General features: G+C 62.1%; 13 protein-coding genes. All 13 read left to right on the forward strand.

Annotated elements, in window-relative coordinates:
• Positions 1–180 (forward strand): hypothetical protein (locus AWB80_RS42025; RefSeq protein ID WP_061180498.1); only part of this gene is annotated, 180 nt, incomplete at its 5' end.
• A gap of 281 nt (positions 181–461) precedes the next feature.
• On the forward strand, positions 462–1,295 hold the full coding sequence (locus AWB80_RS42030) for a transporter substrate-binding domain-containing protein (RefSeq protein WP_061180499.1): 834 nt from the start codon (positions 462–464) through the stop codon (positions 1,293–1,295).
• A 91-nt stretch (positions 1,296–1,386) separates the two neighbouring features.
• Positions 1,387–2,220: an amino acid ABC transporter ATP-binding protein gene (locus AWB80_RS42035; protein ID WP_061180500.1), complete on the forward strand. Its 834-nt coding sequence runs from the start codon at positions 1,387–1,389 to the stop codon at positions 2,218–2,220.
• Between the two features lie 8 nt (positions 2,221–2,228).
• On the forward strand, positions 2,229–2,900 hold the full coding sequence (locus AWB80_RS42040; RefSeq protein WP_061180501.1) for an amino acid ABC transporter permease: 672 nt from the start codon (positions 2,229–2,231) through the stop codon (positions 2,898–2,900).
• 10 nt (positions 2,901–2,910) lie between these two features.
• Positions 2,911–3,576: an amino acid ABC transporter permease gene (locus AWB80_RS42045; protein WP_061180502.1), complete on the forward strand. Its 666-nt coding sequence runs from the start codon at positions 2,911–2,913 to the stop codon at positions 3,574–3,576.
• 36 nt (positions 3,577–3,612) lie between these two features.
• On the forward strand, positions 3,613–4,491 hold the full coding sequence (gene dapA, locus AWB80_RS42050) for a 4-hydroxy-tetrahydrodipicolinate synthase (protein ID WP_061180503.1): 879 nt from the start codon (positions 3,613–3,615) through the stop codon (positions 4,489–4,491).
• 22 nt (positions 4,492–4,513) lie between these two features.
• Entirely contained in the window at positions 4,514–5,530 is a 1,017-nt protein-coding gene (locus tag AWB80_RS42055; protein WP_061180504.1) for a 4-hydroxyproline epimerase, read from the forward strand.
• A complete protein-coding gene (locus AWB80_RS42060) occupies positions 5,527–6,819 on the forward strand; it encodes an NAD(P)/FAD-dependent oxidoreductase (protein ID WP_061180505.1) in 1,293 nt (430 codons plus the stop codon). Before AWB80_RS42055 ends, AWB80_RS42060 begins: the two co-directional genes overlap by 4 nt.
• A gap of 12 nt (positions 6,820–6,831) precedes the next feature.
• Positions 6,832–8,313 carry an aldehyde dehydrogenase family protein gene (locus tag AWB80_RS42065; protein WP_061180506.1) on the forward strand — a complete coding sequence of 494 codons (1,482 nt, stop codon included), beginning with the start codon at positions 6,832–6,834 and terminating at the stop codon, positions 8,311–8,313.
• Positions 8,314–8,324: 11 nt separating this feature from the next.
• Complete coding sequence (locus tag AWB80_RS42070) at positions 8,325–9,356, forward strand: proline racemase family protein (protein WP_061180507.1); 1,032 nt, start codon at positions 8,325–8,327, stop codon at positions 9,354–9,356.
• A gap of 72 nt (positions 9,357–9,428) precedes the next feature.
• The gene (locus tag AWB80_RS42075) at positions 9,429–10,136 is read left to right on the forward strand and encodes a GntR family transcriptional regulator (RefSeq protein WP_061180508.1); all 708 of its coding nucleotides are present in this window, start codon (positions 9,429–9,431) and stop codon (positions 10,134–10,136) included.
• Positions 10,137–10,375: 239 nt separating this feature from the next.
• A complete protein-coding gene (locus tag AWB80_RS42080; RefSeq protein ID WP_061180509.1) occupies positions 10,376–10,633 on the forward strand; it encodes a hypothetical protein in 258 nt (85 codons plus the stop codon).
• A gap of 443 nt (positions 10,634–11,076) precedes the next feature.
• Complete coding sequence (locus AWB80_RS42085; protein ID WP_061177564.1) at positions 11,077–11,334, forward strand: hypothetical protein; 258 nt, start codon at positions 11,077–11,079, stop codon at positions 11,332–11,334.
• Positions 11,335–11,444: the final 110 nt, after the last annotated feature.

The following is an 11,444-nucleotide window of genomic DNA, read 5'->3' on the forward strand; positions in this document are numbered from 1 at the left end:
ATCTTCCAGAACAACGGCATCAACTCCAACTACAACGGCGGCTTCTCCTTCGCCAGCCCGCAGACCAACGTCGCTCCGGTGACGCAAGTCGATGCCTCGACGCACACGAACGTCGATCTGACGAACGTCACGAAGTCGATCGACGCTGTCGGCAGCCTGCTCGGTGGTGTGAAGCTGTAAGCGTTACCCCGCGAAGGGAGAAGGAACAACGGTGTTTCCTTCTCCCCTTCGTCGAATTTCCTACCGCTGAATTTCCTCGGCCCTCGCGCGCAATGCGCGGATCAGCGCGGCCACAGCTTCCTTCATTTTCGAAAAATGACGTCTACGGGCAATCGCCTAGTTGACAGCGCCATTTTTGATTCCCTACACTGCATACATCGCTGCACACATCTCAATACGCAGGTTTGTGTGGTGCAATTTGCAAACTCATATGCGGGTTTACTCTTAATCGGGAGTCGATCATGGTTCAGTTGTCCCGTTTCACCCTTCGTGCCGTCGCGTGCCTGGCGTTCGTCGGGCTGGCGGCCGCGCACACGTCCCTTCGGGCCGAAGACATCAGCGCCTGGCAAAGCGTGAAGAAGGCGGGCGTGCTTCGTTGCGGCGCCGCGGTCGCGCCGCCGTACGTGATGCGCGATCCGAAGACGGGCGAGTACAGCGGCTTCTTTTCGGAGTTGTGCCGCAACTTCGGGCAAAACGTGCTGAAGGTGAAAGTCGAATTCGTCGATACGACGTGGGACAACATCGTCGCCGGACTGCAATCGGACAAGTGGGACCTGTCGATGGCGCTGAATCAGACACCGGAACGCGAAAAGGCGGTCTCGTTCTCGGCGCCCGCGACGGACTACAACGTTTCGTTCGTCTATAACCGGAACAACCCGAAGATCCCGAAGGGCGCGCGCAGCATCGCCGATATCGACAAGCCCGGCGTGACGGTCGCCGTGATGTCGGGCGCGGCGCAGGACAAGGCGATCTCGGTGGCCTTGAAGCAGGCGCGCATCATGCGGCTGCCCGGCAACGACGAAACGCGCCTCGCGCTGATGTCGAAGCGCGCCGATCTTCTCGCCGACGCCAACATCACCAACATGCTTCTGACCGAAGCGCATCCCGACTGGGCCGCGACGGTCCAGCCGAACCCGCCGCTCGCGCAACAGGAAGTAGCGTTCGGCGTGCGCAAGGAAACCTCAGCCGCCGATCTCGCCGTGCTCAACGATTTCGTGAACTCGCAAGTCAGAACGGGCGCGGTCGACAAGCTCATCAAGACATCGGTCCAGGCGATGCTGGTCGCAAACAAATGATGCGACGCGCCAATTCGTGCCGTGTTCGATTCTCATCGAACAGGATACCTAAGCATCGTGCGCTTCCGAGCGCGCTTGCTGGAGAGATTTCATGCTGTCATCGCAAACCATGATTGCTCAACACGATGTCCCGCCGGCTGTGATCGACTTTTCGCCTTCAGCATCCGGCGAGTTCGTGCAGTTCAGGGATGTCTACAAGTCCTACGGCGAGAATCTGGTCGTCATGGATCACATGAACCTCGACATGCGCGAGGACGACCGTCTCGTCATCATCGGTCCGAGCGGCAGCGGCAAGAGTTCGCTTCTGCGCGTGATGATGGGACTCGAAGGCATTCAGGGCGGACAGATCGGGTTTCAGGGCAAGCCGTATATCTTCGGCGCCGACGCGGGACGCGCGAAACGTATCGACGCCAGGCTGCAAAAGCAGATCGGCATGGTGTTTCAGCACTACACGCTCTTTCCGCACCTGTCCGTGCTGGGCAATCTGATTCTCGCGCCGGTCAAGGTGGGCGGTCTGTCGAAGGCCGAGGCGACCGAACGCGCGCGCCTGTATCTCGCGCGGCTCGGTCTCGAGAGCAAGCTGCACGCATATCCGAGCCAGCTTTCGGGCGGCCAGAAGCAGCGCGTCGCGATTGCGCGCGCACTGATGCTCGAACCGAAGCTGATGCTGTTCGACGAAGTCACCTCCGCGCTCGATCCGGAGATGGTCATCGAAGTACAGAACGTGATGCTCCAGCTCGCCGAACAGAAGATGGCGATGATCATCGTCACGCACGACATGCACTTCGCCCGCGATATCGCGACGCGCGTGGTGTTCTGCGCGAGCGGGAAGATCGTCGAACAGGGCGCGCCCGCCGACATGTTCAAGTGCCCGAAGCAGGCTCGCACGCGCGAGTTCCTCGAGAAAGTGCTGCATCTCGACTGAGGCTCGACATGAACTATCAATTCGACTTCCGCTTTCTCGAAGGCAGCTTCGGTGCCCTGCTCGATGGTCTCCGCGTCACGATCGAACTCGCCGTCGCGTCGAACCTCATGGGCCTCGTGCTCGGCTTCGCGCTCTGTCTTCTGGCGATGAGCCGCTGGACCATCGTGCGGTGGCCCGCGCAGTTGTTCATCGAGTTTTTCCGCTGCACGCCGGCGCTCTTGCAGATCGTCTGGTTCTTCTACTGCGTGCCGATGATGGTCGATGTATTCATCGACCCGATCCTGATGGGCGTGCTCGCGCTCGGGCTGAATCTCACCGCGTTCAATGCCGAGGCGTATCGAGCGGGTGTGCAGGCCGTGCCGAAGGAGCATCTCGATGCCTGCGTCGCGCTGGGCCTCAAGCCCTGGCAGCGCACCGTGTATGTGGTGCTGCCGCAGGCGCTGCGCACCGCGATGCCCGTGCTGATGACCAACGGCATCGGCAGTCTGCAGCAAAGCGCGCTCGTCGCCATCGTCGCGGTTGCGGACCTGATGTACGTCGGCAAGAGTCTCGCGACCGAAGCGTATCGGCCGCTCGAAACCTATACCGTCGTCGCGCTGATCTATTTCGCGCTGTCCCTGCCGATCGCGAAGTTCGTTCATGTGATCGAGCGCCGGCAAGACCTTGCGGTCAAGCGTTGAGGAGAAAACCATGCAACTCGACTTTTCCGCCGTCTTCCCCTACTGGCTCGTGCTGCTCAAGGGGCTCGCGCTGACCATCGCGTTCACCGGCAGTTGTGCGGTGATCGGCAGTCTCGCGGGCTTCGTGCTGAGTCTCCTGCGCATGTCGCCCTCGCGCTGGATGAAGGCGTCGACCACGCTCTATGTGGAGTTCTTTCGCGGCACACCGCTGCTGATTCAGCTCTTCTGGGTGTTCTTCTGTTTCCCGGTGGTTTTTCACATTCCGCTTCCGCCTTATTTGTCGGTCGTGATCTCGTTGACGCTCTACATGGCGGCGATCACGAGCGAAACGTTTCGCGGCGCGCTCAAATCAATCTCCGCGGAACAGCACGATGCCTGCATCGCGCTGAGTCTCTCGCCGCAGGCCAAGATTCTCTACGTGATCTTCCCGCAAGCGTTGCTGCGCGCGATTCCGCCGCTGCTCTCGAACGTGGTCAGCCTGTTCAAGGAGAGCGCGCTGATCTCCTCGGTGGGCGTCGCGGATCTGATGTTCGTCGGCCAGAACATCTCGAACAGCACGGCCAAACCGGTCGAATTTCTGACGACCGTCGCGATCATTTACTTCGTCGTCGCGTTTCCGCTCACGCGTCTCGTCGGCGTGGTCGAAACGCGATTGCTCAGGCGTTACGCCTACTAACCTCAATCAACGACTCATCGTTCAGTGGAGCAACTCATGCAGATGAAAGGCATTCTTCCCGCACTCGTCACGCCGTTCAGCACGTCCGGCGCGGTCGATCACGACACGCTCGCGAACTTGGTCGAATTCCAGTTGAAGGCCGGCGTCAAGGGCTTCGTGCCGCTCGGCTCGACGGGCGAATACTACGCGCTCACGCACGACGAGCGCCGCGCGATTCTCAAGACCGTGCGCGAAGTCGTCGGCGAGCGCGGCATGCTGATCGGCGGTGCGAACGGATCGTGCACGCGCGAAGTCATCGAGCAGACGCAACTGGTTCGCGACGCGGGCTACAAGACCGTGCTCATCGCGCCGCCGTACTACGCGCTGCCGTCGCAACAGGAATTGATCGGCCACTATGACGCGATTCTCAAGGCGGTGCCGGACGTCGATCTCGTGCTGTACAACTACCCTGTGCGTACGAACGTGGAAGTCGGCTTCGAAGTGCTCGAAGCATTCAAGGACCATCCGCGTGTCGTCGGCATCAAGGAAAGCAGCGGCAATCTGCTTCGCGCGATTGAAATCGGCGAGAAGTACAAAGATCACTATCAGCTTTCCTGCGGCTCCGACGACCAGGCGCTCGACTTCTTCCTGTGGGGCGCGTCGAGCTGGATTTGCGGTCCGGCAAACTGCTTCGTGAAGCACGTCGTAGACTTCTATAACAAGTTCGAATCGGGCGACATTCGCGGCGCGCAGAACGTGATGCGCTCGCTCTTCCCCGTCATGGCGACGATGGAATCCGGCAAGTTCGTGCAGAAGGTGAAGTACGGCTGCGAACTCGCGGGCTTCAAGGTCGGGGCCGCGCGCATGCCGCTGCAGCCGCTCACGGACGAAGAGAAAGCCGCCTTCCGCAAGGTGTTCGAAGCGGCGCAAGGCTGACGAAATCGAGCGGGGCATCCGGATGAGCAAACATCATTTCAAGAGCATCGAAGGACATACCGAGGGCATGCCGGTGCGCATGGTGATCGACGGCGCGCCGCCGCTCGCGGGCGCGACGATGGAAGCGCGCCGCAAAACGTTCGTCGAGCATCACGACTGGATGCGCCGCGCGCTGATGCTGGAGCCGCGCGGGCACGTGCACATGTCGGGCACGCTGCTCTACCCGCCCATTTCCGCCGATGCGGACATGAGCCTGCTGTTCATCGAGACATCCGGCTGCCTGCCGATGTGCGGCCATGCGTCGATCGGTTCGGTATCCTTCGCCATCGAAACGGGGCTTGTGCGGCCGAAGTCGCCGGGCACGGTCATCGTCGACGTGCCTGCCGGCAAGCTCATCGCGAAGTATGAGACGGACGGCGCGCGCGTGTCATCGGTGCGCTTCACGAATGTGCCGAGCTTCCTGCTTCATCGCGATGTCGAGATCGTGCATCCGTATTTCGGCGCGCTCGCCGTCGATATCGCATATGGCGGAAACTTCTATCCGATCGTCGAGGCGCAGCCGAATTTCCCAGGCTGCGAGCACTTCACGCCGGACCAATTGCTGGCATGGGGCCGGCAGATGCAAACGGCGGTGAACGCGGCCATCGACGTGATTCATCCGGATCATCCCGGCATACGCGGTGTGAATCACACGATGTGGACCGGCGCGCCGCTATCGAATGACGCCGACGCGCGCGCGGTCGTCATCGCAGGTGATAGTCTTATCGATCGTTCGCCATGCGGGACGGGTACATCGGCCCGCGTTGCGCAACGGCACGCGCGCGGGTTGCTCGATATCGGTCAGGCGTTTCGTCATCAGAGCCTGATCGGAAGCTGCTTCATCGGACGGGTCGAATCGACGACGAAACTCGCGAACGGTCTCGCCGCCATTCTGCCGTGCGTCGAAGGCCGCGCGTACCTGACCGGTCGCGCGGAATATTACGTCGACGACGCGCAACCCTACGCTCATGGCTTCAGCTTGCAGGAGTATGTGAAGTGAACGCCGTTCCTCGCGAAGTCTCCGCGCACGATCCGCTCCCGTCCAGCCCGAAAACCGCTGTGGTGATCGGCGGCGGGATCGTTGGCTTATGCTGCGCGCTCTATCTGCAACGCGGCGGCTACGCCGTCACGCTGATCGACCCGGAAGCGCCGGGCAACAGCACGGCCAAATGGAGCTGCGGCCAGATGGCGGTGAGCGAGATCATTCCGCTGTCGAAGCCCGGCATTCTGATGAAGATACCCGGCTGGCTGATGGATCAGAAGGGTCCGCTCGCGCTGCGCCCGAACGCGCTGCCGGGCATGATCCCGTGGTTCGTGCGCTTTCTGATGTGCGCGCGGCACGCGAAGATCGTCGAGATCGCGCAGTCCATGGCCACGCTCACGCATGACGTCTACGCTGATTACGCGCCCTTGCTCGACGCCTGCGCCGACAAGACGCTGATCGGCGAGCGCCCCATTCTCGAAGTCTTCGACGATGCCAGCGCGCTGACGCACGAAGCGCCGCATCTGCAACTACGCGAATCGCTCGGCTTCAAGTCGCAGCGTCTGAATGCGAAGGACATCGGCGATCTCGAACCCGCGCTCGCGGGCAAGTTCGCACACGGCCTGATGTTCGACGACTGGCGCGCGGTGAAGGACACGATGGGCTTTCTCACCGCGTTGACCGACAGCTTCATCGCGCAAGGCGGCCGTCGCGTGCAGAGCGAAGCGCGCGGCATCGACGAGTCGAACGGACAGGCGACCGGCGTCACGCTCGCGAACGGCGAACGGCTGGCCGCGCGGCATGTCGTCGTGGCCGCGGGCACCGGCGCGCGGCGCTTCTTCGATTCACTCGGCGTGAACGTGCCGCTCGCGGGCATCGCGGGCTATCAGGCGGTCGTGTCGGACCCGGGCGTCGAGATTCGCCATTCGGTCATCTATGCGGACGGCGGCTTCTGCTTCACGCCGATGACGCGCGGGTTGCAGATCGGCGGCACGATCGAATTCGCGGGACACGGCGCGAAACCCAACTTCGGGCGCGCGGACATCATCCTCGAAAAGGCGAAACGCGTGTTGCCCGAGATGCGCACGTCGCAGGTCGAATACGGCGTCGGCTACCGGCCGTTCATGCCCGACACGAAGCCTGTGATCGACCGCTCGCGCAGGCTCGGCAATGTCTACATGGCGTTCGGTCATGGGCAGCTCGGGCTTACGCTCGGCGCGACCACCGGACGGCTGATCGCGGAGATGGTCGCGGGCCGCGCGACGCAACAGAACCTCGCGCCGTTCAGCGCCTATCGCTTTTCCTGACGAGACGAATTCATGAAATCATATGGACACCTTTTCATTGATGGGCACTGGGTCGCGCCCGTCCGGCATGGCCGCTTCGACACCATCGATCCGAGTAACGAAGAGGTCATTGCGAGCGTGTCGGCGGCGACCGCCGAGGATATCGATATCGCAGTGAACGCCGCGCGCAAAGCCTTCGACGAAGGCCCATGGCCGCGCATGCGCGGCGCTGAGCGCGCAGCCGTGCTGCGCCGTATCGGCAAGGGCATTCGCGAGCGTCTTCAGGAACTCGCGGAAATCGAAGTGCGCGATAACGGCAAGCCGCTTGCCGAAGCGCTCTGGGATCTGGGCGATGCCGCCGGCTGCTTCGAGTATTACGCGGGTCTCGCGGAGAAGCTCGACGAGCACGCGGAAACGCCCATCGCACTCTCCGACGACCGCTTCAGCTCGGTCGCGCGCAAGGAGCCGGTCGGCGTCGCGGGCGCGATCATTCCGTGGAATTTCCCGATGCTGATGGCCGCGTGGAAAGTCGCGCCCGCGCTGGCCGCAGGCTGCACGATGGTCCTGAAGCCGTCGGAACTCACGCCGCTCACGGCGCTCGAACTCGCCGGCATCGCCGCAAACGCGGATCTGCCGCCGGGCGTGCTCAATGTCGTGACGGGGTTCGGCCATGACGCGGGCGCGCCCTTGAGCGAACATCCGGGCATCGACAAGCTCGCGTTCACCGGCAGCGTGCCGACCGGCAGCCGCATCATGCAGGCCGCCGCGCGCGACATCAAGAACGTGAGTCTCGAACTGGGCGGCAAGTCGCCGTTCATCGTCTTCGATGACAGCGATATCGACGCGGCCGTCGAATGGATCATGTTCGGCATCTTCTGGAATCAGGGCGAAGTGTGTTCGGCCACGTCGCGCGTGCTCGTGCAGCGGGGCATTCATGACCGATTGCTGGATCGGCTGAAAGAGGAAGCGCGCAGGATCACCATCGGCAATGGACTGAAGAACGGCGTGCTGCTCGGGCCCCTCGTCAGCAAGGGGCAATACGACAAGGTGCGTGAAGCCGTCGAGCGCGGCGTGAGCGAAGGCGCGCGCCTCGTCACCGGTGGCGGACGGCCCGCGCATCTCGACAAGGGCTACTTCATGGAACCCGTCGTGTTCGCGGACGTGCCCGCCGATAGCTGGATCTGGAACGAAGAGATTTTCGGGCCGGTCGTGTGCATCCGCGCCTTCGATGAGGAAGCCGAAGCCGTTCGGTCTGCCAACGATTCGCGCTTCGGCCTCGCGGCGGCTGTGATGTCGCGCGATCTCGCACGCTGCGAGCGTGTCGCGCGGGCGTTGCGCGCGGGCATCGTGTGGATCAACTGCAGCCAGCCGACCTTCACCGAAGCGCCGTGGGGCGGCTACAAGCAAAGCGGCATCGGTCGCGAGCTCGGCGAGTGGGGCTTGAACAACTATCTCGAGACCAAGCAGATCACGCGCTACGACAGCGACACGCCGTGGGGCTGGTACATCAAATAAGGCCGACGACCATGCGCTGGAAAAAGACACTTCAACTCGTCGACGTGCATTGCGAAGGCGAAATCGGCAAGGTGATCACCGGAGGCGTCATCGGCATTCCGGGCGACACCATGCTCGACAAGATGAACTACATCAACGAAGTGGACGACAGCCTGCGCCGGCTCGTCACGCTGGAGCCGCGCGGCTGTTTGCAGATGTCGGTGAATCTGCTGCTTGCGCCGACGAGACCGGAAGCGCACGCGGGCTTCATCGTGCGGCAATCGGACAAGGCGCATCCGATGTCCGGCAGCAACGCGATCTGCGTCGTCACCGCCTTGCTCGAACTCGGCATGGTCGAGATGCGCGAGCCGGAGACGACCGTCGTGCTCGATACGCCCGCCGGACTCGTCACCGCGCGCGCGTCATGCAAGGACGGACGCTGCACCGGCGTATCGCTTGACATGGTGCCGGCGTTCGTCGAGCAACTGGACTTGAATGTCGAGACGGCGCGGTTCGGGACGATCAAGGCGGACATCGCGTTCGGTGGCGTGTATTACGCGCTGATCGATGTCGATCAGGTCGGGCTCGCGATCGCGCCCGAGCACGCGCGCGAACTCGCGGAGCTGGGCGTCGCGCTGAAGGACATCATCAACGGGCAGATTCGCGTTCGGCACCCGCTCTTTCCGCAAATCGACGAGGTTGCCTATGTCATGTTCCGCAACCGCCTCGGCGGCGCGCTGTATCAGACCTGCACGACGCTGCCGCCGGGGCGCGTCGATCGATCGCCATGCGGCACCGGCAGCTCGGCGAATCTCGCGACCTTGTCGGCGCGCGGACTGGTCGATGTCGGCAGCCGGTTGACATCGCGTTCGACCATCGGCGGCGAATTCGAAGTCGAACTGCTCGGCAAGACCGAAGTCGGTGGCAAGCCGGCTGTGTTGCCGCGCATTCGCGGGCGCGCGTGGGTGTACGGATTCCAGCAGATCGGCGTCGATCCCGACGATCCGCTCGCCGCCGGTTTCATGCTGAGCGATACATGGGGCGCGGGCTTCCCGGCCGCCTGAGACGGAGTGCGCACGATGATAAACTTGAACGCGCGCCCGTCTTTCCGGGCCCACGACGACGGCGGTGAACACATGAGCAAAGGGACCACGGAGACCGAGAACGGTCCCCGCCGGCATGGCGGACGATACATCTACGAAGAGTTGCGCAAGCAGATCCTGACCTTGCAACTCAAACCGGGCGCGCCGCTCGACGAAGTCTCGCTCGCGGCGCAATTCGGGCTGTCACGTTCGCCCGTGCGCGATGCGCTCGCGCGCCTCATCAGCGAAGGTCTCGTCACCATCCTCCCCAACCGCACGACGCTCGTCACGCCGTTCGAGATCGAGGAGTTCCCGAAATACGTATCGGCGCTGGATCTCATCCAGCGCGCGGTCACGCGTCTCGCGGCGCTGCATCGGAGCGAGGCCGATCTCGCGCGTATTCGCAAAGCCGACGACACCTACATGCAGGCCATCGACAGCGGCGATTTCAACGCGATGTCCGAGACCAACAAGGCTCTGCACATGGCGATCGCGCATGCGGCGAACAACCCGTATTTCCTCGGCTACTACGAGCGGCTGCTCGGCGAAGGGCAGCGTCTACTGCATCTGCATTTCGATTACACCGTGACATCGCCGTCGGCGACGAAGCTGGGCCGCGACCACGCCGAGATCATCGATGCGATCGCGCGCCGGGATGCGGATGCCGCGGAGAAGCTCGCGCACGAACACACGATGCTGTTTCAGAAGCGCTTTCTCGATTACATGCGGCAGAACATGACGGAGTCGATGACGATTCTGTAGCCTGTCTGCGTTGCACCGACACGTCTTCGCCATTTGTCTTCCGATGCACGACGAATCGAATCGGCCAACCCCGCACGATTCGCCCGGTTTTTGTTCCACCATCTTTTAATTGGCTTGATCTTCAACGAGTTGGATTAACCGAAGCGTTCCTCCAGATACGGTTGGCACGGCCCTCGCATATAGAGATGCGAGCGCAACGATTGGTGCTCATCAACCAACCAGGTACCAGGAGACACATCATGCTGAAGATCGACAACCTCGCAGTTAGCAAAGAACTCGGCCGTGCAGAGATGGGCGCCATCGTCGGCGGCGCGAGCATCTTCCAGAACAACGGCATCAACTCCAACGCCGTGAGCGGCTTCTCGTTCGCCAGCCCGCAGACCAACGTCGCGCCGGTGACGCAAGTCGATGCCTCGACCCACACGAACGTCGATCTGACGAACGTCACCAAGACGCTCGCTTCGGTCGGCAGCCTGATCGAAGGCGCGAAGCTGTAAAGCATCGTCCTCGAAGGGGAGAAGGAGCCGCGCTGGTTCCTTCTCCCCTTTTCTTTTTTCCCCTCTGCTGCACATCCCCTTTCCTTCTGCTGTTCTACCTCCGCCGCGGTTTGGCGGCGCCCGCGTCATTCCCTCACCATTTCGGATGCCGAATCATTCAGTTCAGTCGAGCGTACTCGCGCGCGTTCTGATCGCGCATGTTCGCCGCTAACCGACAACTCCCGGTTTTCTGTCTTTCTCCGGCCAACTACCGGTACGGAAACGGAAGGCTGAAAAGGCTCCATAAATTGCATGTCGAAAGTATATTTCGCTTGAAAATCAACGAACTAGATTAACCGAACAGACCTTCCACCCTTGCCTGGCACGCCCCTCGCATATGTAGCTGCGAGCGCAACGATTGGTGCTCAACCAACCACCAAACCAGATATCCCAGGAGCTACATCATGTTGAAGATCGACAACCTCGCAGTCAGCAAAGAACTCGGCCGCGCAGAAATGGGCGCCATCGTCGGCGGTGCGAGCATCTTCCAGAACAACGGCATCAACTCCAACTACAACGGCGGCTTCTCCTTCGCCAGCCCGCAAACCAACGTCGCTCCCGTGACGCAAGTCGATGCCTCGCAACACACCGACGTCGACGTGAAGAACATCACCAAGTCGCTCGCTTCGGTCGGCAGCCTGCTCGGCGGCGTGGCGCTCTGATACCTCACTCATTCATTCAAGTCTCAGGAGAATCATCATGTTGAAGATCGACAACCTCGCAGTCAGCAAAGAACTCGGCCGTGCAGAAATGGGCGCTATCGTCGGCGGCG

Origin of the sequence: Caballeronia pedi, assembly GCF_001544915.2 — a bacterium.
Taxonomy (GTDB): Bacteria; Pseudomonadota; Gammaproteobacteria; order Burkholderiales; family Burkholderiaceae; genus Caballeronia; species Caballeronia pedi.